A 21,426-nucleotide genomic window follows, 5' to 3' on the forward strand; every position below is an offset into this window, starting at 1 on the left:
GACCCACCGCTATCGCAGGCAAGCCCGCTCCCACAGGTTTTTGCAGTGTTTACTGCCCGGCATTGATGCTGATTTTCTCCACCGCACCCTGTTCCAGATCCCACTTCTTCAGGATCTTGCCGTACGTGCCATCATCAATCATGCCCTGCAACGCCTCACTGATCGCCGTGACCAATTCGGTGTTGCTTTTCTCAATCCCCAGCCCCGTGAACTGCTTGGAAATCGCCAGGCCCACTGGCTTGTACTTGCCCTTGTCCAACGACATCAAATAAGGAATCGTCTCGCTGCCCTGCATCGCCGCATCCAAACGGTTCTGCTGCAACTGCGCGCGCGCATCCGCCGAGCCTTCGGTGCCGATCACCACGATCGCCGGCTTACCCGCCGCTTCGCAGTTTTCCTTGCTCCACGCGGCAATTTCCGACGGCCAGGTAGTCCGGCGGCTGGTGCCGACTTTTTTACCGCACAGGTCAGTCAATTCCTTGAGGTCTTCACGCTTGGCCAGGGTGTAAAACTGCGGGCCGCTGGTGAAGTAGTCGATGAAGGTCACGGCCTTCTGGCGCTCGGCGGTGTCGGACATGCCCGACAACACGATGTCGACGCGCTTGGTGGTCAGGCCACTGAGCATCTGCTCGAAGCCGGTTTCCTGCCACTTGATCTTCACGCCCAGGCGCTCGGCCAGGGCATTGCCGAGGTCGAAATCCAGGCCGGTGAGTTTATTGGTGGCGGTGTCCTTGAAATCCATCGGCGGGTAGTTCGGCACGATGGCCGCGCTGATCTCACCCTTGTCCTTGATTGCCGCCGGCAATGCCGCGAATACACACGAGGAGGCCATCAGGCCTGCGAGCAACGTTGGGATAAACAATTTTTTCATGGGGGCGTTCTCGTTAGTTTTTTAATTAAGTGCGAACGGCAGAAATAAAGCTTTGGGTACGCGGGTTTTGTGGGCTTATTAGAATTTCTTCCGGGCTGCCGGCTTCCACAATCTGGCCGGCATCCATAAACACCATGCGGTTGGACACTTCGCGGGCGAAGCCCAATTCATGGGTGACCACGATCATGGTCATGCCGGTGGTAGCCAAATCGCGCATCACCGATAGCACTTCGCCTACCAGCTCCGGGTCGAGGGCTGACGTGGGTTCGTCAAACAACATCAACTTGGGGCGCATCGCCAGCGCGCGGGCAATGGCCACACGCTGTTGCTGGCCGCCGGACAATTCCACCGGGTAGGCATTGCGCTTGTCCGCCAGGCCGACGCGGGCCAGCAACTCCAGCGCGTCTTCGATGGCTTCCTTGGGCGAGCGCTTGAGCACCTGCACCGGGCCTTCGATGATGTTTTGCAACACGGTCATGTGCGGGAACAAATTGAAGCGCTGAAACACCATGCCGGTCGCCAGGCGCTGGCGGGCAATCTGCGATTCATTCATCTCGTGCAGCTTGTTGCCGACGACGCGGTAACCGACCAGTTCGCCGTCGACCCACAGGCCGCCCTTGTCGATCTTTTCCAGCTGGTTGACGCAGCGCAGCAACGTGCTTTTACCCGAGCCGGACGGGCCGATGATGCACATGACTTCGCCTTGCTCGACCTCGATATTGATGTCGCGCAGCGCGTGATACTCGTCGTAATACTTGTTCAGGTTGACGGCCTTGACGATGCTTCTCATGGGGCAAATCTCCTCAACCCAGACTTACGAACGCTTGCCGGCGCCGCGGGCAAAACGACGCTCGAGGCGGCTTTGACCAAATGAAAGAACAGTCACCACCGCCAGGTACCAGATGCCGGCCACAATCAGCAGCTCCATGACGCGGGCGTTGGCGTAGTAGATGTTTTGCGCGTTGTGCAGCAGCTCCGAATACTGGATCACGCTGGCCAGGCTGGTCATTTTCACCATGCTGATGAACTCGTTGCCTACCGGCGGAATGATCACTCGCATCGCCTGCGGCAGAATCACCCTACGCAGCGCCTGAAGGCTTGGCATGCCGATGGACTTGGCGGCTTCGTACTGGCCAGTGTCGACCGACAGCAAGCCGGCGCGCACCACTTCGGCGGTGTAGGCGCCCTGGTTGATGCTGAGGCCGAGCAGCGCGGCCACGAATGGCGTCATCAGGTCGACGGTGTCGATGCTGAACAGGCCGGGTATGGCGATCACCGGGAAAATCAGCGCCAGGTTGAACCACAGCAACAGCTGCAGAATCAGCGGCGTACCGCGGAACAGCCAGGTGTAAGTGATGGCCACGTAGCGCAGGATCGGGTTGGCCGACATGCGCATGATCGCCGTGATCACGCCGATGACCACGCCCAGCGCCATTGCCAGAATCGACATGACGATGGTGTTGACCAGGCCCCACAGAATGGCCTCAGACGTCAGGAACTGCCCGATGTAGGACCATTCGATCTGGCCATTGGCAAAGGCGCGCAACAACGCGGCCAGGGCGATCACGATCAACGTGGCAAAAAACATCCGCCCGTAATAACGACGCGGCACATGCTCGTACTGCGTGATATCGAACTGGTTCTCGGACAACTTGCGCTCAGCTTCCAAGCGCTCCGCCGGGGTTTGGTTCATGGTGTTACTCCACTGCTGTACTCGATCCAACTGTTAAAACACAGTCCAAATGTGGGAGCTGGCTTGCCTGCGATAGCGCCAGCAAATTCACCACAAAGGACCAGGTTTAAATCCGAAACCCCTGATAACTCTCAGCCCATCTCTGCTGCTCAGCCAAGGCAGTCTTCAACCGCCCAATCTGTTCCCGAACCCGCTCCGGCGCCGTCCCACCCCAACCACTGCGCGCCGCAATCGCCGCTTCCAGGGTCAAGCAGTCCCGCACCTCCGGCAGCAGCCGGGCATCCACCTCTGCCAACATCGCCGGTGAGGCTTCCCACAACTCAATCTCGTGTTTCTCACAGGCTTGCACCAAGGCGCCGGTAATCTCATGCGCCTCCTTGAACGGCACGCCGCGCGTGGCCAACCAATCCGCCACCTCAGTCGCCAAGGTGAAGCCCATCGGCGCTTGCCGGCGCAGCTCTTCCACTTGCACCTTCATGGTCGCAACCATCCCGGCCATCGCTGGCAACACCAACAGCAAGGTGTCCACACTGTCCAACACGCTGTGCTTGTCTTCACTCAAGTCGCGGTTGTACGACAGCGGCAACGACTTGAGCGTCGACATCAGCCCGGTCAGGTTGCCAATCAAGCGCCCAGCCTTGCCCCGCGCCAGCTCGGCAATGTCCGGGTTCTTTTTCTGCGGCATGATCGAGCTGCCGGTGGCGTAGGCATCGTCCAGCACCACCCAGCGAAACTGGCGCGACGACCACAGGCAAAACTCCTCCGACAGCCGCGAAATATTCACCCCGAGCATGCCCGCCACAAACAGGAACTCCGCCACGTGGTCGCGGCTGGCGACAGCGTCGATAGAGTTTTCGCACGGCCCGGTGTAGCCCATTTCCTTGGCCGAATGCTCTGGCTGGCGCGCAATCGCCGAGCCTGCCATGGCCGCAGCACCCAACGGTGACAACGCGGTGCGCGCATCCCAATCCACCAGGCGCTGCACATCGCGCAACATCGACTGCGCGTGCGCCAACAAGTGATGGGCAAACACAATCGGTTGCGCCTGCTGCAAGTGCGTGAAGCCCGGGCAGATGCTTTCGACATGCTGCTCAGCCTGCTCCACCAACGCCTGCTGCAAACCCAACACCTCGGTGGTGATGGTGCGCGCATGGTCGCGTAGGAAAAGGCGCAGATCATTGGCGGTCTGATCGTTACGCGAACGCCCGGCGCGCAACTTGCCGCCCAAGGCGCCCAGGCGCTCGGTCAATACGCGTTCGATGAAGGTGTGCACGTCCTCGTCATCCAGGGTTGTATGCAGGCGCCCGGCGGCGAAGTCCTCACCAATGCGGTCCAGGGCTTCAAGGGTGCGCAGGGTCTCGGAGTCATCCAGCAAACCGGCGCGTTGCAACTCCCGGGCATGGGCACGGGAGCCGGCCAGGTCGTAGGGCGTCAGGCGAAAATAGCGCTCAGGGCAACGCGACAACGCGGCCAATGCAGCAGACGGGCCGGTCTTGAAACGAGCACCCCAAAGGCGGTCGGTGGGCTGGGACATCGGTATTCCTCACGCTTGTTTTTAGAAGAGTCGGAGGCAGTAAAAAACTAAAAAGACCTGATCGTAGTGTCAGGTTTTTACGGGTATTAAATCAGCCTCTGTGTGCTGTTCAACCCGCTATATTCAAGGTTGCCAAGGGCAGATGTTTACGGCCATTATCGCCGCCTGGCTATGTTCAAGGATTGGGTTGAAGCCTGTTGAATATGGCACTTGAGGTCAACGCGTATTATGGAAACCCCACTTTCCACTTCTGGAAACATGCCGCCAAAACCCGGCACACGACCGCCCCTGCAACTGAGCGGGCTGGACTTCAAATTACTGCGCGTGTTCATGGCCGTGGTCGAAGCCGGCGGCTTCAGCGCCGCGCAAAACGAGCTGAACGTGGGCCTGGCGGCCATCAGCAAGCAGATCTCCGACCTTGAAATTCGCATCGGCATGCGCCTGTGTACAAGGGGCCGGGAAGGCTTTGGCCTGACCGAAGAAGGCAAGTTGGTGTATCAGGCTTCCATCGAGTTATTTACCTCGGTGGACAGTTTCAGAGACAAGCTTAGTTCGGCGCAAAATGAACTGATCGGCGACCTAAGTGTGGGCGTTATTGATAACACCGTCTCCGACGTTAATTCGCCGCTCATTACCGCGTTAGGGAAATTACACAGCGAATCGCCAAAAATTAGATTGCGCCTACATGCCTCGCAACTCGACGAAGTTGAGCGCGGCGTGGTGGAAGGGCGGCTGATCGTCGGCATCGTGCCGGTTTACCAACGCCGCGAAGAATTCGACTACTTCCCGTTGTACGAAGAAAAAGCCCACGCCTACTGCGCCGTAGGACACCCACTGTTCAACGCGAGCGACATCACGCCAGAAGTGCTGCGCCAATACGAAGTGGTCAACCACCGGTATGCAATCCATCGCGACAAAGCCAACTTCGTCACCTACGACAGCCAGTCCGCCTCGGCCTCACAGGTTGAAGCCGTCGCCATCCTGATTCTCACCGGCCGCTTCCTAGGCTTCCTGCCCGAACACTACGCCGCGCCACTGGTCAGGGAAGGGCGCCTGCGCGCACTGTGCCCGGAGCACGTCCACCTGAGCACCGCCTTCAACCTGATCCTGCGCCACAACGCCCCGCGCAGCCCAATGGTAAAAGCCTTCGCCACAGCCCTGGACGTAGACCTCAAAGCCGCAACATAACCCTTGCCGAGCACCGATCAACAGGCCAACAAAGCCCAAATGTGGGAGCTCTCGAGCCCCAGCGAGGCAGCGATGGGATCGACTCGGTCGGCTGCCGAACCCGCTATTTGTATCGACCCCCAGCACCCCATGCTAGTGCGTTGTCTGGCCTGCACCGATCAAAATGTGGGAGCTCTCGAGCCCCAGCGAGGCAGCGATGGGATCACCTCGGTCCACCCGCCGACCCCATCCACCCGCATCACCGCTGCAACTTGCCCGGCTTCTTCTTCGAATGAAAATGCCGAAAATGCGCATCCTGCGCCGCCGCCAACAACTCCCGATCCCCGCGGGTATCGCCCCAGGCCCTGAGCCGATAATCGCCCAAATCCCCATACACCGCCTCAAGCCGCAGCACCTTATTCTCACAGCGGCAATTATTCCCCGTGAGCTTGCCCGTCAACACCCCGTCGACCACCTCAAGCTCAGTGCCAATCAACTTGATCCCTAGCCGATTCGCAAACGGCTGCAGCACCAATGCCGGCGACGCCGAACACAACGTCACCTCCGCCCCGGACTTCACCTCATCCGCCACCGACTGCAACCCAGTCGGGCGCATCAGCTTGCTCCACGTACGCTGGCAATACGCCTCAGCCTGCTGCTGAACCCACGCCTTCTCAACCCCAGTCATAAAGGTGCGAATCAACTGCGCCTTCAACTCATCCCGACTGATCTGCCGCAGCAAAAAGCGCAGCCCCGGCACCGCCAGCTTGACCATCCGGCCGTAGAACTCACCGGTGCCAAAGGCAAACTTGAGGAAGGGCACGAAACTGTCGTGATGGGTCAGGGTGCCGTCGAAGTCAAAGACGGAGAGTACTTTGGCGTCTGCAGGGCCGGCTTCGAGCATGTCTGGGTTCACGGGTGGTCCTTGATCGTTTGGAGCGGGTTCTCATAACTGTGTGACTGGCGCCCACTGCATGGGTTCAGGCTGATAACGGTTATGCAATTCAGATCAGCCAGAGGTAATGATGTTGTGCTTTTGCTGGCAATGATCAAGGGAGTTTACCCGGTCGGGCATAGGAATGAACGCCGGAAGGCATCCGGTATTGTCACAGCTTGGATTGGGAAATGTGTGTTGGTAGCCCGTCCGAGTATCAGCCCGGACGGGCTAGCGTTGAGGTTTCAGCGTGTCGAATGGCTTGATGGCTGAAATAACTCTGCCAACTTTTGAAACCATGTCTTGCTCGGCGGCACCCGTCGGCGAGTCCTGTTGAGCAACAGGTATGGCATATCACGTAACCGAATCCACCCTTCGTCCTGCCAATGCAGAAGGCTCAACGACATCTCCGGCCAATCCAGCAAGCTCAGCATCGGGCGGTCTGAAGATCGTGGTTGATGCTTGTCACGTAAGGTTGGCACGACTTGATGGGTCAACCATTCACGCAGCAAGCGATGTCCTGGTGAGTAGTGGTACACCAGCAATGCATACACACCGGACTCACTGATCATCAGCGTGTTTTCAGGCTGACCGTGATAGCAGATTTCCAGGGTTTGCCGCTGATCCTCATCGAGCTTGCTCACCATTCGCTCAGCCAGATAAAGCCCCATCAGGCGACCAAGGTCGCGAGCGCAGAACCATGGCTGGTTCTCCAGCAGCAGGGCATGCAGTTGCAGGTTTTGGCGGGTAAAGACGGTAGGTTCATGCATGACACACCTCCGAGGCGAAGCGTGTTTGAGAAATGGTGCGGGTGCTGCGAATGACCTTCGCAGGGGATGCAAAGTATCCAGGCATTTCCGTTACCTCTGGTTGCTTTCTTAGGGCAGGCGTTATGGGTGTCGGGAGCTAAGAAACCCACCAGAGACGGGCCGGACATATTCCCCTTTCGGGTCTTGTATTCGCCCACTCCCGACATAACGGGGATTTTTTCACAGACGTAGAGAAACCGCTGGCGAAAAAAAGCCGCATGGCTGTCGGGTGCGGAGGACCGCTCTGGTTGTCGAGTTTCTTAGGCTCAACAGTAGAGTAAGTAGGATCACAATGAAGGTCAAGCTTGCTTATTTAACTCAGTTACATTAGTAATTGATGAAGGCATTAGGCTACTGCGCTGCGATTCCGGGCTAACGCTCAAGGAGGAGAAATGTACGACCACTCTTTTAACTATGTGACTTTTAGTAAAGAGTTAAGGAAAAGTGACTTCAATAAACATAAAAGACTCCGAGATCCAATATACAAAAATGGACTACTTTTGAACTCGGTAGTGAGTGTGGCCGGAGGTTTTTCAAAATGTTCTCCTCTCGCCTATACAGTTATTAGAGGGAAAAAGGTATATCGCGTTGCAAGGTTTCATGATGAGTTGATTTTAAGAAAGGTGAATAGAAATGTTCGAGTTGTCTCTGGGCTTAAGAATAATGTTAGAGATTCAATAGTTGCTAATGTTAAAAATCTATTGTCGGAGGGTGTCTCGTATCGAGTTTATCGACTAGATGTAAAAAGTTTTTATGAGTCTTTTTCAGAAGATGATATCTTAAATAAGGTGGTTCTCAGAAACGATGTAAGTCCTGCAACAAAGAAAATCATTGGAGGGCTGGTTAGTGGTCATGCAATGACTGGAGGGACTGGTGTTCCGAGAGGGCTTGCGTTAAGCGCCACAATTACCGAGGTTCTGATGAGGGACTTTGATAAGTGGATAGAGATTGAAAGTGAGGTGTTTTTTTATTCTAGATATGTGGATGATATAATTTTAATTACAAGTGGTATTGAGTCTGAGCAAGAGTTTTTAAGGTCTGTCAGTGAACATCTTCCCAAAGGTTTGGTTTTAAATCATAGAAAACAGTTTGTTAAAGCCGTTAGTTCTGACGTGTCTCCATATAAAGCTGGCGCTGCTATGTGTCTGCTTGAGTTTGAATATTTAGGATATAAGTTTTCGGTTTTTGAGCCTTCGAGCAACTCCGAACTAAAGAGAGGTCAGCATTTTAGAGATGTTTACTTAGACATAGCTGATTCTAAGGTTAAAAAAATAAAAACGCGAATGTCTAAGGCGTTGCTAGATTATGTGAGGACGAAGGATTTCTCTCTTCTTGTTTTAAGGTTAAGGTTCCTAACGTCTAATTTTAGCGTTCTTGATGTTGATCGTGATAGAAAACGGTTGGCGGGTATATTTTATAATTACCATAGGGTCGATAGCTCTGTTTCGAAGTCTTTAGTAGAGTTGGATGCTTATGTAAGGAAGGCGATACTTTCGAGTAAGGGTAAGGTTTTTGAAGGTTTTTTTTGCAATACCAGCGTTGCGCAGCGTCGAAGTTTGCTTAAATTCAGCTTTGTACGTGGTTTTGAAGATAAAACTTTCATGCATTTTTCCCGAGAGAATCTTAAGCTAATACAAAGGTGTTGGGCTTATGCTTAATAAGAAAACGCAAAAGGTCAAAAAGAGTGATTATTATAGAGTGTTGGTTACGGAAACCATTCCTTTTGAAACTCCGTTAATTTTTGCGAATGATGGTCTGTATTTTCGCTGCGCTTCAAAAGGTGGTGATACAGACGTTTCTAAGTATCTATATGAAAAGTTAGTTGAGGGGCAGGGTAGGAAAAAGTATTTTACTATTCCTTATCACTATAAAATAAGGAAGAATTCTATTGACTTTCGCCGCTTGTCTGTGGTGCACCCAATATCGCAGTTGCAGATGATGAAATTCTATGAGCGTAATGAGAAGTTAATTATTCATTACTGCTCTTCAAGTGCGTTTTCTATTCGCTGTCCAAAAAAAGTTGCAGGTGTTTTTTATTATAAAAACTCATGGGAGAATGTTAGCAAATATAAAAGAGGTGGCGTTAGTCAAGTTGTCTCAGAGGAGGCTATCAAGCATAGCTCATCGTTTTACTCCTATGCTGGTTTCGACAGATTATATAAATTTTTTAATTCTAGATTTTTTTTGAACCTTGAGAAGAGATTTGCATTTCTCTTGACTATGGATGTATCCAAGTGTTTTGACAGTATTTATACTCATTCGATAAGTTGGGCTGTTAAGGAAAAGCAGTATGTTAAGTCAAAGCTTGGCGTTTCATCAACTTTTGGTCAGTCTTTCGATTCCCTTATGCAAGCGGCAAACTATAATGAAACTAATGGTATTTTAATTGGACCTGAAATTAGTAGGATTTTTGCAGAGATAATTTTCCAGGATATTGACTGTAGCGCCCAGGAACGTCTGGCTGATGCTTCTAAGCCTCTGATTTATGGTGTTGATTATTCTATAAAACGTTATGTTGATGATGTATTTATTTTTTCTCCGAATGATGACACTGCAAAGAGGGTTTATAAGGTTTATGCGGATTGTCTTGCCTCCTATAATTTGCATGTTAATAGTTCCAAATCTGTGTCTTTCTCACGGCCGTTTTTTACGGCAAAGTCAAGGGTTATAAGGGATGTTAATGTTAAGGTTAATGAGTTTTGTGAGAAGTTTTTGATCTCGGAAGAAGCTGATGCTGTACTTCGCCCTAAAGAAATATATAGGCGAGATAACTTAGTTAGAAGTTTTATTGATGCAATAAAGTCTACATGCTCCTCTAATTCTGTGGATTATGATGAGGTCTCGTCATATCTGATTTCTGCTTTTTTTGAGAGGGTTAAGCGGCTTATAAATGTTAAATTACCGATGCGAGATTCTGAATCACAAAATCAGTATCGTGATGTACTCCTTGTTTTTCTGGAGGTTATGTATTTTTTCTACTCTGTTTCTCCATCAGTAAGTTCCTCCTATAAGATATGTGCTTCTACTATATTGATGTCGAGATTTTCTGAAAGCATGCTCGGCCCTTACGAGCATACAGTGAAGCAAAGGACCTTTGAGCTGGCTCTTGAGTTGCTTTCTAGTGAGATAGGTGGGGTAGGTTCAGAGGTTCAGAATTTCATACTACTTGAAGAGTTAAATGTGATTTTGGCTATAAGTGACTTGGGAGAGGAGTATTTGCTTCCTGCTACTTTAGTTGATCAGATATTTGGCCGGGATCGCTCCTATTTCTATTTGGTGGCGTGTTTGTTTTATATTAAGTCATATGAGTTGTATGACTCGGTGCGGCAAAGTGTAGTTAAGGAAATTAGCAGTAGGCTTATAGATTTGTCAGATCTACAGGTAGTGGCTGAGAAAGCTTCGCTGTTTTTAGATTCTATAACCTGCCCTTATATTGATATCAATATAAGGAAGAAGTGGCTGAGAGATTTTTACAAAGCTACCGGAGGGGGGATGCTGACAAATGCTAAGGCTGATGAGTATTTTTCAAATAAAAAGTCAAATGAATTCTGGTTTGTGAATTGGAAGGAAATTGATTTGTTGAATGCTTTGGAAAAAAAAGAGTTGAAGCAGGTTTATTAGTCTGTTATTTTCTATGCTGGAAGTGGTCAATAGCTCCTCTGCGTTTAATTGTTTACAGTTTGCGCTTACACTACCTACTGCAAGAAGCATTGGCGCCTAATAGGAAGATATGTGGATTGTGTTAGGAGCGGCATTTCATACGTGAGATGTTGCACACACTTAGGGGTGAGGCCACTTTCTTCTAAATATAATAAAAAGCCCTGAACACGTTCAGGGCTTTCTTGTTTTTAACTCAGCGGGTATTTAGCTCTCAAACTTAATCCCAGCTCAACGCCCCACCCGTCTGATACTCAATAACCCGAGTCTCAAAGAAATTCTTCTCTTTCTTCAAGTCCATAATCTCGCTCATCCACGGGAACGGGTTAGTCGTCCCTGGATACTCTTCCTTCAACCCAATCTGCGACAAACGACGGTTAGCGATGAACTTCAGATAATCCTCCATCATCGCCGCATTCATGCCCAAAACCCCACGCGGCATGGTATCGCGCGCATATTCAATCTCCAGCTGCGTCCCCTGCAAAATCATCTGGGTCGCCTCTTCCTTCATCTCGGCATCCCACAAGTGTGGGTTTTCGATTTTGATCTGGTTGATCACATCGATACCGAAGTTCAGGTGCATCGACTCATCGCGCAGGATGTACTGGAACTGCTCGGCCACGCCGGTCATTTTATTGCGACGGCCCATCGACAGAATCTGGGTGAAGCCGCAGTAGAAGAAGATGCCTTCCAGCACGCAGTAGTAAGCGACGAGGTTGCGCAGCAGTTCTTTGTCGGTCTCGACGGTGCCGGTTTCGAACTTCGGATCGGAGATCGAACGGGTGTATTTCAGGCCCCAGGCTGCCTTTTTAGCGACCGATGGAATCTCGTGGTACATGTTGAAGATCTCGCCTTCATCCATGGCCAGCGATTCGATGCAGTACTGATACGCGTGGGTGTGGATCGCTTCTTCGAAGGCCTGGCGCAGGATGTACTGGCGGCACTCCGGGTTGGTGATCAGGCGGTACACGGCCAGGACCAGGTTGTTGGCAACCAGGGAGTCGGCGGTGGAGAAGAAACCGAGGTTGCGCATGACGATGCGGCGTTCGTCGTCGGTCAGGCCTTCGGGGTTTTTCCACAGGGCGATGTCGGCGGTCATGTTGACCTCTTGCGGCATCCAGTGGTTGGCGCAGCCGTCGAGGTACTTTTGCCAGGCCCAGTCGTACTTGAAGGGCACGAGTTGGTTGAGGTCGGCGCGGCAGTTGATCATGCGTTTTTCGTCAACGGCGACGCGGGCGGCGGAGCCTTCAAGCTCAGCGAGGCCTTCGGCGACGTCGAGTTTGTCCAGGGCAGCCTTGGCGCGCACGATGGCGGCGGAGTCACTGGCGGTGACGGCGCGGGCTTCGATGGCGGCGGCAGCGCCGGCACCGTCGAGGCGGTCCATGTTGGCTTCGGTGGCGTGGCCGGCGTTGGCGCCTTTAGCGGCTACTTCGCCTTCTTCTTCTTTGTCGAATTCGTCCCAGCTCAGCATGACGTGTCGTCTCCTGCGTGAGGGCTCAAAGGTGCCCGTGTGAAACCGGATGGTTGGGTGTTCACACGGCCCAGAGGCCGCGGTGGATCTTAAGGAATCGTTTGTTGCAACAGCTCGCGCAGGCATTAAACGGAATTGGGTAACGGGTGTTCTGCGTGAGGCTTGAGGGGCGGAGCGACAGGTGCATGCTCCAGCGCAGGCTCAAGGTCTGGCTCTTCATCCCAGTGTAAAGGGATATTGCAGGCCCGATTTACCCGCGCATTATAGGGAAAAATTCGGCTTTGTGTTGCGGCGGATGGTCACGATTGAGCGCCAAAATAGCTTGGTTTTCGGCCAAGGCGCGTGTTTGCAAGGCTTTGCCGGGACAGGAATTTTTTGACGGGCGGTGGGATAGGTTTTGTGGGGGCAGCAGAGGCGGGTAGGTGGCGGGCTTTGGGAGGTGGGTAAGGCTGAAATTGCCATCGCAGGCAAGCCAGTTCCCACATTTGTTTCATAGTGGGTTCGAAATAGGTTCTTGGCCGCAAGAACGATTACTTGCGGCGACCAAGATCCGGTTTAAACCTGACTCAATAACCTGTTACCCGTTAGAGCAACCGTTGCCCATAACTTGGTAATTAAGAATATGACGTTGACCGTGTGAGTCTTCATATTCCATTTGTACCGGTACCACTTGGCATACTTCCGGAACAGTGCTCATGGACAATACTTTGGCAACATCCAGGTGAGTGCTGTAGGTGTAATCCTCAACGATCGGGGCGTTCTGGCCGGCCAGCTCGGTCGGGGCCTCATCGGCCAGGGCGGCGTTGGCGCACAAGCTGCTGAGGGCCATAACTACGAGAGCTTTCATTTCTTTACTTACCTTCTTCAGGGCGAAAGGGGGCACGGGGCCCTTATGAGGCCGCGTGTGTAACTTAAGAGTTGGGAAGTTCGGATTAACGTTGCCTTCGTGGGGGCTGTTACGTTGTTAATCACGTTGCCTTGTTGGCGGAGTTGATTTTAGGCCCGCGAGTTATATTCATATACCCGTGCTTTTGATAAACACTATTGGCGGTTTTTGTAACAATCCCCTGATAAAGGTTTTTTCATCCAGCCGGAAAGCCACGCAGGGCGCGGGCCAGAGACGTAAACGGGCATGGCGGGGCAATTTGTAGGGGCTTGTTACTACCATCGTCGAATGGTTCTATGGGGGCGCCCCGGCTACAACAGGGCATACAAAAACAACTATTGTCACCGAGGTAAGAAAGATGAGTGCGGCTTCCCTGTACCCCGTTCGCCCCGAAGTAGCAGCCAACACGCTGACCGACGAGGCGACCTACAAGGCCATGTACCAGCAGTCGGTGGTCAACCCCGATGGCTTCTGGCGCGAGCAAGCCAAGCGCCTTGACTGGGTCAAGCCTTTCACCGCGGTCAAGCAGACCTCTTTCGACGACCACCATGTCGACATCAAATGGTTCGCCGATGGCACCCTGAACGTTTCCTACAACTGCCTGGACCGTCACCTCGCCGAGCGTGGCGACCAAGCGGCGATCATCTGGGAAGGCGATGACCCTTCCGAAAGCCGCACCATCACCTACCGCGAGCTGCATGAAGAAGTCTGCAAGTTTGCCAACGCCCTGCGCGGCCAGGATGTGCACCGCGGCGACGTGGTGACTATCTATATGCCGATGATCCCCGAAGCCGTGGTCGCCATGTTGGCCTGTACCCGCATCGGTGCGATTCACTCCGTGGTGTTTGGCGGCTTTTCGCCGGAAGCCCTGGCCGGTCGCATCATCGACTGCAAGTCGAAGGTGGTGATCACCGCCGACGAAGGCATCCGCGCCGGTAAGAAAATTCCGCTGAAGGCCAACGTCGACGACGCACTGACCAACCCGGAAACCAGCAGCATCCAGAAAGTCATCGTGTGCAAGCGCACCAATGGCAACATCAAGTGGAACCAGCATCGCGACATCTGGTACGAAGACCTGATGAAAGTGGCGGGCACTGTGTGTGCGCCCAAAGAGATGGGCGCCGAAGAAGCGCTGTTCATCCTCTACACCTCCGGCTCCACCGGCAAACCCAAAGGCGTGCAGCACACCACCGGCGGCTACCTGCTGTATGCGGCCCTGACCCACGAGCGCGTGTTTGACTACCGCCCGGGCGAAATCTACTGGTGCACCGCCGACGTCGGCTGGGTCACCGGCCACACTTATATCGTGTACGGCCCGTTGGCCAATGGCGCGACCACATTGCTGTTCGAAGGCGTGCCGAACTACCCGGACATCACCCGTGTCGGCAAGATCGTCGACAAGCACAAGGTCAATATCCTCTACACCGCGCCTACTGCGATCCGCGCGATGATGGCTTCCGGCACCGCCGCCTGCGAAGGTGTGGACGGCAGCAGCTTGCGTCTGCTCGGTTCAGTCGGTGAGCCGATTAACCCGGAAGCGTGGGATTGGTACTACAAGAACGTCGGCCAATCCCGTTGCCCGATCGTCGACACCTGGTGGCAGACCGAAACCGGCGCCACCCTGATGAGCCCGCTGCCGGGTGCCCATGCCCTCAAGCCGGGTTCGGCCGCGCGGCCATTCTTTGGTGTGGTGCCGGCGTTGGTGGACAACCTGGGCAACATCATCGAGGGCGCTGCCGAAGGCAACCTGGTGATCCTCGATTCGTGGCCAGGCCAGGCGCGTACGCTGTACGGCGACCATGACCGCTTCGTCGACACCTACTTCAAGACCTTCCGTGGCATGTACTTCACCGGCGACGGCGCGCGTCGCGATGAGGATGGCTACTGGTGGATCACCGGCCGTGTGGATGACGTGTTGAACGTGTCCGGCCACCGCATGGGCACGGCCGAGATCGAAAGCGCGATGGTTGCACACCCGAAAGTCGCCGAAGCGGCGGTGGTGGGCGTGCCGCATGACATCAAGGGGCAGGGCATCTATGTGTATGTCACGCTCAAAAATGGTGAAGAGCCGAACGAAGCGCTGCGCCTGGAACTGAAAAACTGGGTGCGCAAAGAGATCGGGCCGATTGCGTCGCCGGATGTGATCCAGTGGGCACCGGGCTTGCCGAAGACGCGCTCGGGGAAAATCATGCGGCGGATTCTGCGCAAGATTGCCACGGCTGAATATGACGGGTTGGGGGATATCTCGACCTTGGCTGATCCGGGTGTGGTGGCGCATTTGATTGAAACGCACAAGACCATGAACGTCGCGTAAGGCGGGTTGGTGGGACGAAGCCCCATTCGGCGTGAGCTGGGTGGGGCTTTTTTGCAGGATATCGAAGCCAATGCAAATCCCCTGTGGGAGCGGGCTTGCTCGCGAATGCGATGGACCAGTTAGCAGATGTGCAGCTAACCCACCGCATTCGCGAGCAAGCCAGCTCCCACATTTGGAATGTATTTCATGGACAAGGCGGTGTAGGTCTGACAGACCGACATAACCACCAAGCCAATAAATATCGACTTACCCCGTAGGACGTTTCTGAATGTTACCGAAGCCTGCAAATGTGTAACCCCACGCCCAAACCTGAGGCAAAGTGCTACGCCTGTGCCCCGAAAAGCCCCGTTTTAGACACCCTCTGAAATAAGATTAAACGCCAGACTTGCCGTGCTAGAAGGGTTTGCGAATAATAGGCCCGCAATTTGCAGCATCAACAGGTTTAATATCTTTTGTCTCTGCATAAAATTCAGAGGCTGTCAATGTGCTGGAACCGCTTTCTCAGTGCTTCTGTAAATTGTTGTCGCATTGAGGAAATATCGGCTTCCGGCCTGTCGTTAGAATGCCGATCACTCGCTCGTCGTCTCCCATGCTGAACCGGGGTAGGACGCAGCACCGCTATTCGGTTTCACTTAAGTCGCATCGTGGGCCACGGCTCATTCTGCTTTTTGCCCTACCGATGGAGTCCCAAGATGAAGAAACTTGTGCTGTTGGGCGCCCTGGCGCTGTCCGTGCTGTCGATGCAGGCCTTCGCTGATGAAAAGCCCCTGAAGATTGGTATCGAAGCGGCTTACCCTCCGTTTGCCTCGAAGGCGCCGGATGGCAGCATCGTCGGTTTCGACTACGACATCGGCAATGCCCTGTGCGCCGAGATGAAGGTCAAGTGCGTCTGGGTCGAGCAAGAATTCGACGGCCTGATCCCTGCGCTCAAAGTGCGCAAGATCGACGCGATCCTGTCGTCCATGTCCATCACCGAAGACCGCAAAAAGTCCGTGGACTTCACCAACCGTTACTACCTGAGCCCAGCGCAGCTGGTGATGAAGGAAGGCACCACGGTCAGCGACAGCCTGGATGAATTGAAAGGCAAGAAAATCGGCGTGCAACGCGGTTCGATCCACGATCGTTTCGCCAAGGAAGTCCTGGCCCCTAAAGGCGCCACGGTTGTGCCTTACAGCTCGCAGAACGAAATCTACCTGGACGTGGAAGCCGGTCGCCTCGACGGCACCGTGGCTGACGCCACCCTGCTGCAAGACGGCTTCCTGAAAACCCCGGCCGGTAAAGGCTACGCGTTCGTGGGCCCACAGTTCACCGACGCCAAGTACTTCGGCGACGGCATCGGCATCGCTGTACGTAAAGGCGACAAGGCCGAGCTGGACAAGATCAACGCGGCCATCGCAGCGATCCGTGCCAACGGCGAATACAAGAAAATCCAGGACAAATATTTCGACTTCGATATTTACGGCGCTGACCCTAAGTAACTCGTCCTAGCTGTCTGTCCAGAATGGCGCAAGCAACAGAATTCCTGCGGTTTGCGCCATTTTTTCATCCCCCTTTTCGAGGACCTGAATCATGTTGAAAGGCTACGGGGCCGTCATCCTCGATGGCGCATGGTTGACGCTTCAGCTCGCCTTGTCGTCCATGGCCTTGGCCATTGTTCTGGGTCTGATCGGGGTCGCGTTACGCCTGTCGCCGGTGCGCTGGTTGGCCTGGCTGGGTGACTTGTACTCCACGGTGATCCGCGGGATCCCCGACCTGGTGCTGATCCTGCTGATTTTCTACGGCGGTCAGGTCTTGCTGAACCGCGTCGCGCCGATGCTCGGCTATGACGACTATATCGACTTGAACCCCTTGGCCGCCGGTATCGGCACCCTGGGTTTCATCTTTGGCGCCTACCTGTCGGAAACCTTCCGTGGCGCCTTCATGGCCATTCCCAAGGGCCAGGCCGAGGCCGGCCTTGCGTATGGCATGAGCTCTTTCCAGGTGTTTTTCCGGGTGATGGTGCCGCAGATGATTCGGCTGGCGATCCCTGGTTTCACCAACAACTGGCTGGTACTGACCAAGGCCACCGCGCTGATTTCGGTGGTGGGCCTGCAAGACATGATGTTCAAGGCCAAGCAGGCGGCAGACGCCACCCGCGAGCCTTTTACCTTCTTCCTCGCAGTGGCGGCGATGTACCTGGTGATCACCAGCGTGTCGTTGCTGGCCCTGCGCTATCTTGAGAAGCGCTACTCGGTAGGCGTAAGGGCGGCTGATCTATGATCTTCGACTACAACGTCATCTGGGACGCCATGCCGCTGTACCTCGGCGGCTTGGTGACCACCCTGAAATTGCTCGCCATCTCGCTGTTCTTCGGCTTGCTCGTCGCCTTGCCCCTGGGCTTGATGCGCGTGTCCAAGCAGCCGATCGTCAATGGTGCGGCCTGGCTCTACACCTACGTGATTCGCGGCACGCCGATGCTGGTGCAGCTGTTTTTGATCTACTACGGTCTGGCCCAATTTGAAGCCGTGCGCGAAAGCTTCCTGTGGCCGCTGCTGTCCAGCGCCACGTTCTGCGCGTGCCTGGCCTTTGCGATCAACACCAGCGCCTACACCGCCGAGATCATCGCCGGTAGCCTCAAGGCCACGCCGAACGGTGAGATCGAAGCGGCCAAGGCCATGGGCATGTCGCGTTACAAGCTGTACCGCCGCATCCTGCTGCCATCGGCCCTGCGCCGTGCGCTGCCGCAGTACAGCAACGAAGTGATCATGATGCTGCAGACCACGAGCCTGGCGTCCATCGTCACCCTGATCGACATCACCGGCGCCGCGCGCACAGTGAACGCCCAGTTCTACTTGCCGTTCGAAGCCTATATCACGGCCGGCGTGTTCTACCTGTGCCTGACCTTTATCCTGGTACGCCTGTTCAAGCTGGCCGAGCGCCGCTGGCTCAGCTACCTGGCGCCACGGAAGCACTGATATGGAACGTATCGATCACCTGTTGCCCTGGGGCCACCTGGGCTGCGAGCGCCAGCTGAGCGTGTTTCGTTTCGGCAGCGGCGAGCGCAAGGCCTACCTCCAGGCCAGCCTGCACGCCGACGAATTGCCCGGCATGCGCGCCGCCTGGGAACTGAAAAAACGCCTCACCGAACTGGAACAGCAAGGTGCGCTCAATGGCGTGATCGAGCTGGTGCCCGTGGCCAACCCGATGGGCCTGGGCCAGCTGTTGCAAGGCAGCCACCAGGGGCGTTTCGAAGTCGGCAGCGGCAAGAACTTCAACCGTGATTTCGTCGAGTTGAGCGAGCCGGTCGCCGCGTTGCTCCAGGGCAAGCTGGGCGATGACCCGCACGCCAATGTGCGCATGATCCGCCAGGCGATGAGCGATGCGCTCACCGCGTTGCCCGAGCCGAGCAGCCAGTTGCAAGGCATGCAGCGCGTTTTGCTCAGCCACGCCTGCACCGCCGATATCGTCCTCGACCTGCATTGCGATGCCGAAGCCGCGCTGCATATGTACGCGCTGCCGCAACACTGGCCGCAATGGCGTTCGCTGTCGGCGCACTTGAATGTGAAAGTCGGCCTGCTGGCGGAAGACTCCGGCGGCAGCTCGTTCGATGAAGCCTGTTCGCTGCCGTGGTTGCGCCTGTCCCGGGCGTTCCCCGAGGCGCAGATTCCGCTGGCGTGCCTGGCGACGACCCTGGAGCTGGGCGGCCAGGCCGACACCGGCCGCGACGAGGCGATCTTCCACGCTGAAGGCATCCTCGCGTTCCTGGCCGAACAAGGCCTGATCAAGGGCGAATGGCCCGCGCCGCAGCATGAGCCGTGCGAAGGCCTGCCATTCGAGGGGACCGAGCTGTTGTTCGCGCCCCATGCCGGCGTAATCAGTTACCTGCGTCAAGCCGGTGACTGGGTGGAGACCGGCGAGCCGATTTTTGAAGTGATTGATCCCTTGACCGACCGCGTCAGCATTGTGTGTGCGGGCACGTCCGGGGTGTTGTTTGCCGTTGAACGGCTGCGTTATGCCCAAGCGGGTTTCTGGCTGGCCAAGGTGGCGGGGCGCGAAGCGCTGCGTCACGGGCGCTTGCTCAACGACTGACCACCTGTTTTTGTGAGAACCGACCGCATGTACAAACTTGAAGTCCAAGACCTGCATAAACGCTATGGCAGTCATGAAGTGCTCAAAGGTGTGTCCCTGGCCGCCGCGGCCGGTGATGTGATCAGCATCATCGGTTCCAGTGGTTCAGGCAAAAGTACCTTTTTGCGCTGCATCAACCTGCTCGAGCAACCTCACGCCGGCAAGATTCTGCTCAACAACGAAGAGCTGAAACTGGTGGCCAACAAAGACGGCGCCATGAAGGCTGCCGACCCGAAACAACTGCAGCGCATGCGTTCGCGCCTGTCGATGGTGTTTCAGCATTTCAACCTGTGGTCGCACATGACCGCGCTTGAAAACGTGATGGAAGCCCCGGTGCACGTGCTGGGCATGTCGAAAAAAGACGCGCGTGAAAAAGCCGAGTATTACCTGGCCAAAGTCGGTGTGGGCCATCGTAAGGATGCGTTCCCAGGCCACATGTCCGGCGGCGAACAGCAGCGTGTGGCAATTGCCCGCGCCCTGGCGATGGAGCCTGAGGTGATGCTGTTCGACGAACCGACCTCGGCCCTCGACCCGGAACTGGTCGGCGAAGTACTCAAGGTGATGCAGGACCTGGCCCAGGAAGGCCGCACCATGGTGGTAGTGACCCACGAAATGGGCTTTGCCCGTGAAGTGTCGAACCAGCTGGTGTTCTTGCACAAAGGCATCGTTGAAGAGCGTGGCAACCCGCGTGAAGTGCTGGTGAACCCACAGTCTGAGCGGTTGCAGCAGTTCCTGTCCGGCAGCCTGAAATAATCAAGACTGCTTTGTGCACCGAGTTAGTGCATGCTTCACAGCTTTAAGGCTGGCCTCGATCCCCTGTGGGAGCTGGCTTGCCTGCGATGGCGGTGGGTCAGTTTGCCTCTCTGGCACAGACACGCCGCCATCGCAGGCAAGCCCGCTCCCACATTAGATCTCCACATGTTTTGAGATTTGTGTTGGTTTCCGGGCTAGCATTGGCCCTTGTCTTCATTACCGTTCTTCGTTTCGGATAGCACTCCATGACCGCCCACAAAATTGGTTTCCTGATTTGGCCCAGCACAAAAGCCCTGACGCTTGCGCTGGCTGAGGAGGCCTTGCGCGTTGCTCAGCGGGTGCATCCGGACGTGGTCTACGAGTTGTCGTTCCTGCTCGCCGAGCCTGCCACCGAAGGCGCCTGGCAATTGCCGGGCGAGCCGTGGGCCGGCAAGCTCGAGGGTTTCCAGAAACTGTTCCTGCTGGCGGACGAGCCGCCGACCGTCATCGCCTCGCAACTGAGCGCTGCGCTCAAGCAGCTTGTGCGGGCGGGTTGCGTGATCGGTGGTTTGTCGGCGGGTGTGTATCCGCTGGCGCAACTGGGGCTGCTCGACGGCTACCGCGCCGCCGTGCACTGGCGCTGGCAGGACGATTTTGCCGAGCGCTTCCCCAAGGTCATCGCCACCAGCCATCTGTTCGATTGGGACCGTGATCGCCTGACCGCCTGCGGCGGCATGTCGGTACTCGACCTGTTGCTGGCCGTGCTGGCCCGTGACCATGGCGCCGAACTGGCCGGCGCCGTCTCCGAAGAACTGGTGGTCGAACGCATTCGCGAAGGCGGCGAGCGCCAGCGCATTCCTTTGCAGAACCGCCTGGGCTCCAGCCATCCGAAGTTGACCCAGGCCGTGTTGCTGATGGAAGCCAACATCGAAGAGCCGCTGACCACCGACGAAATCGCCCAGCACGTATGCGTGTCGCGACGACAGCTTGAACGCATCTTCAAGCAATACCTTAATCGCGTTCCCAGCCAGTACTACCTGGAATTGCGCCTGAACAAGGCGCGCCAGATGCTCATGCAAACCAGCAAGTCGATCATCCAGATCGGCCTGTCGTGCGGCTTCTCCTCGGGCCCGCACTTCTCCAGCGCCTACCGCAACTTCTTCGGCGCTACCCCGCGTGAAGACCGCAACCAACGCCGCAGCAGCAGCCCGTTCGAGTTGTCGTCGGTGCCGTCCGAGCGCGGCTGACCGC

General features: G+C 55.4%; 18 protein-coding genes. 10 read left to right on the plus strand and 8 right to left on the minus strand.

Annotated elements, in window-relative coordinates; all coding sequences use genetic code 11:
* Positions 1 to 49: 49 nt before the first annotated feature.
* From ACM530_RS17110 to argH, 4 genes are all read right to left on the minus strand, one after another.
* Positions 50 to 871, minus strand: coding sequence for an ABC transporter substrate-binding protein (locus tag ACM530_RS17110; RefSeq protein WP_159959220.1), 822 nt, complete (start codon positions 869 to 871; stop codon positions 50 to 52).
* Positions 872 to 896: 25 nt separating this feature from the next.
* Positions 897 to 1,661 (minus strand): amino acid ABC transporter ATP-binding protein, encoded by a 765-nt coding sequence (locus ACM530_RS17115; protein WP_119741579.1) that lies wholly within the window; start codon positions 1,659 to 1,661, stop codon positions 897 to 899.
* 24 nt (positions 1,662 to 1,685) lie between these two features.
* Entirely contained in the window at positions 1,686 to 2,564 is an 879-nt protein-coding gene (locus ACM530_RS17120; protein ID WP_017134649.1) for an amino acid ABC transporter permease, read from the minus strand.
* Between the two features lie 106 nt (positions 2,565 to 2,670).
* Positions 2,671 to 4,098, minus strand: coding sequence for an argininosuccinate lyase (gene argH, locus ACM530_RS17125; RefSeq protein ID WP_416362731.1), 1,428 nt, complete (start codon positions 4,096 to 4,098; stop codon positions 2,671 to 2,673).
* 228 nt (positions 4,099 to 4,326) lie between these two features.
* Between argH and ACM530_RS17130 the strand changes: the two genes are divergently transcribed.
* On the plus strand, positions 4,327 to 5,286 hold the full coding sequence (locus tag ACM530_RS17130; RefSeq protein ID WP_416362732.1) for a LysR family transcriptional regulator: 960 nt from the start codon (positions 4,327 to 4,329) through the stop codon (positions 5,284 to 5,286).
* A 238-nt stretch (positions 5,287 to 5,524) separates the two neighbouring features.
* Here ACM530_RS17130 and ACM530_RS17135 read toward each other — a convergent pair whose 3' ends face one another.
* Together ACM530_RS17135 and ACM530_RS17140 are read right to left on the minus strand one after the other, a co-directional pair.
* Positions 5,525 to 6,169 carry an HAD-IB family hydrolase gene (locus ACM530_RS17135; protein ID WP_242196213.1) on the minus strand — a complete coding sequence of 215 codons (645 nt, stop codon included), beginning with the start codon at positions 6,167 to 6,169 and terminating at the stop codon, positions 5,525 to 5,527.
* 275 nt (positions 6,170 to 6,444) lie between these two features.
* On the minus strand, positions 6,445 to 6,969 hold the full coding sequence (locus ACM530_RS17140) for a Bro-N domain-containing protein (protein ID WP_416362733.1): 525 nt from the start codon (positions 6,967 to 6,969) through the stop codon (positions 6,445 to 6,447).
* Positions 6,970 to 7,400: 431 nt separating this feature from the next.
* Here ACM530_RS17140 and drt3a point away from each other — a divergent pair, with 431 nt between their 5' ends.
* On the plus strand, positions 7,401 to 8,666 hold the full coding sequence (gene drt3a, locus ACM530_RS17145; RefSeq protein ID WP_416362734.1) for an antiviral reverse transcriptase Drt3a: 1,266 nt from the start codon (positions 7,401 to 7,403) through the stop codon (positions 8,664 to 8,666).
* Positions 8,659 to 10,629, plus strand: a complete 1,971-nt coding sequence (drt3b, locus tag ACM530_RS17150) for an antiviral reverse transcriptase Drt3b (protein ID WP_416362735.1) — start codon at positions 8,659 to 8,661, stop codon at positions 10,627 to 10,629. The genes drt3a and drt3b overlap by 8 nt, the downstream gene beginning before the upstream one ends.
* 256 nt (positions 10,630 to 10,885) lie before the next feature.
* Here drt3b and ACM530_RS17155 read toward each other — a convergent pair whose 3' ends face one another.
* Both ACM530_RS17155 and ACM530_RS17160 read right to left on the minus strand, forming a co-directional pair.
* Positions 10,886 to 12,136 carry a ribonucleotide-diphosphate reductase subunit beta gene (locus ACM530_RS17155; protein WP_032879817.1) on the minus strand — a complete coding sequence of 417 codons (1,251 nt, stop codon included), beginning with the start codon at positions 12,134 to 12,136 and terminating at the stop codon, positions 10,886 to 10,888.
* A gap of 577 nt (positions 12,137 to 12,713) precedes the next feature.
* Positions 12,714 to 12,983, minus strand: a complete 270-nt coding sequence (locus ACM530_RS17160; RefSeq protein WP_416362736.1) for a DUF2790 domain-containing protein — start codon at positions 12,981 to 12,983, stop codon at positions 12,714 to 12,716.
* A gap of 397 nt (positions 12,984 to 13,380) precedes the next feature.
* Between ACM530_RS17160 and acs the strand changes: the two genes are divergently transcribed.
* The 7 genes from acs (at position 13,381) to argR (ending at position 21,422) form a co-directional block, all read left to right on the plus strand.
* Entirely contained in the window at positions 13,381 to 15,336 is a 1,956-nt protein-coding gene (gene acs / locus ACM530_RS17165) for an acetate--CoA ligase (RefSeq protein WP_056861684.1), read from the plus strand.
* Positions 15,337 to 16,028: 692 nt separating this feature from the next.
* Positions 16,029 to 16,814, plus strand: coding sequence for an ABC transporter substrate-binding protein (locus ACM530_RS17170; RefSeq protein WP_106576110.1), 786 nt, complete (start codon positions 16,029 to 16,031; stop codon positions 16,812 to 16,814).
* A 91-nt stretch (positions 16,815 to 16,905) separates the two neighbouring features.
* A complete protein-coding gene (locus ACM530_RS17175; protein WP_416362737.1) occupies positions 16,906 to 17,595 on the plus strand; it encodes an ABC transporter permease in 690 nt (229 codons plus the stop codon).
* A complete protein-coding gene (locus tag ACM530_RS17180) occupies positions 17,592 to 18,290 on the plus strand; it encodes an ABC transporter permease (protein ID WP_416362738.1) in 699 nt (232 codons plus the stop codon). Before ACM530_RS17175 ends, ACM530_RS17180 begins: the two co-directional genes overlap by 4 nt.
* 1 nt (position 18,291) lies before the next feature.
* A complete protein-coding gene (locus tag ACM530_RS17185) occupies positions 18,292 to 19,404 on the plus strand; it encodes a succinylglutamate desuccinylase/aspartoacylase family protein (protein ID WP_416362739.1) in 1,113 nt (370 codons plus the stop codon).
* Positions 19,405 to 19,431: 27 nt separating this feature from the next.
* On the plus strand, positions 19,432 to 20,196 hold the full coding sequence (locus ACM530_RS17190) for an ABC transporter ATP-binding protein (RefSeq protein WP_416362740.1): 765 nt from the start codon (positions 19,432 to 19,434) through the stop codon (positions 20,194 to 20,196).
* Positions 20,197 to 20,441: 245 nt separating this feature from the next.
* Complete coding sequence (gene argR, locus ACM530_RS17195; RefSeq protein ID WP_106576113.1) at positions 20,442 to 21,422, plus strand: transcriptional regulator ArgR; 981 nt, start codon at positions 20,442 to 20,444, stop codon at positions 21,420 to 21,422.
* Positions 21,423 to 21,426 lie beyond the last annotated feature (4 nt).

This window comes from Pseudomonas sp. NFX183, assembly GCF_047943075.1.
In the GTDB taxonomy this organism is placed as follows: Bacteria; Pseudomonadota; Gammaproteobacteria; order Pseudomonadales; family Pseudomonadaceae; genus Aquipseudomonas.

Excerpts from the sequence above, each read along its gene's own strand:
- ACM530_RS17120 (WP_017134649.1), bottom strand. The coding sequence starts at position 2,564 with ATGAACCAAACCCCGGCGGAGCGCTTGGAAGCTGAGCGCAAGTTGTCC.
- ACM530_RS17190 (WP_416362740.1), top strand. The coding sequence starts at position 19,432 with ATGTACAAACTTGAAGTCCAAGACCTGCATAAACGCTATGGCAGTCAT.
- ACM530_RS17140 (WP_416362733.1), bottom strand. The coding sequence starts at position 6,969 with ATGCATGAACCTACCGTCTTTACCCGCCAAAACCTGCAACTGCATGCC.
- acs (WP_056861684.1), top strand. The coding sequence starts at position 13,381 with ATGAGTGCGGCTTCCCTGTACCCCGTTCGCCCCGAAGTAGCAGCCAAC.
- ACM530_RS17130 (WP_416362732.1), top strand. The coding sequence starts at position 4,327 with ATGGAAACCCCACTTTCCACTTCTGGAAACATGCCGCCAAAACCCGGC.
- ACM530_RS17160 (WP_416362736.1), bottom strand. The coding sequence starts at position 12,983 with ATGAAAGCTCTCGTAGTTATGGCCCTCAGCAGCTTGTGCGCCAACGCC.
- ACM530_RS17110 (WP_159959220.1), bottom strand. The coding sequence starts at position 871 with ATGAAAAAATTGTTTATCCCAACGTTGCTCGCAGGCCTGATGGCCTCC.
- ACM530_RS17115 (WP_119741579.1), bottom strand. The coding sequence starts at position 1,661 with ATGAGAAGCATCGTCAAGGCCGTCAACCTGAACAAGTATTACGACGAG.
- argH (WP_416362731.1), bottom strand. The coding sequence starts at position 4,098 with ATGTCCCAGCCCACCGACCGCCTTTGGGGTGCTCGTTTCAAGACCGGC.
- ACM530_RS17175 (WP_416362737.1), top strand. The coding sequence starts at position 16,906 with ATGTTGAAAGGCTACGGGGCCGTCATCCTCGATGGCGCATGGTTGACG.
- drt3a (WP_416362734.1), top strand. The coding sequence starts at position 7,401 with ATGTACGACCACTCTTTTAACTATGTGACTTTTAGTAAAGAGTTAAGG.
- ACM530_RS17155 (WP_032879817.1), bottom strand. The coding sequence starts at position 12,136 with ATGCTGAGCTGGGACGAATTCGACAAAGAAGAAGAAGGCGAAGTAGCC.
- ACM530_RS17185 (WP_416362739.1), top strand. The coding sequence starts at position 18,292 with ATGGAACGTATCGATCACCTGTTGCCCTGGGGCCACCTGGGCTGCGAG.
- ACM530_RS17170 (WP_106576110.1), top strand. The coding sequence starts at position 16,029 with ATGAAGAAACTTGTGCTGTTGGGCGCCCTGGCGCTGTCCGTGCTGTCG.
- argR (WP_106576113.1), top strand. The coding sequence starts at position 20,442 with ATGACCGCCCACAAAATTGGTTTCCTGATTTGGCCCAGCACAAAAGCC.
- ACM530_RS17180 (WP_416362738.1), top strand. The coding sequence starts at position 17,592 with ATGATCTTCGACTACAACGTCATCTGGGACGCCATGCCGCTGTACCTC.
- ACM530_RS17135 (WP_242196213.1), bottom strand. The coding sequence starts at position 6,169 with ATGCTCGAAGCCGGCCCTGCAGACGCCAAAGTACTCTCCGTCTTTGAC.
- drt3b (WP_416362735.1), top strand. The coding sequence starts at position 8,659 with ATGCTTAATAAGAAAACGCAAAAGGTCAAAAAGAGTGATTATTATAGA.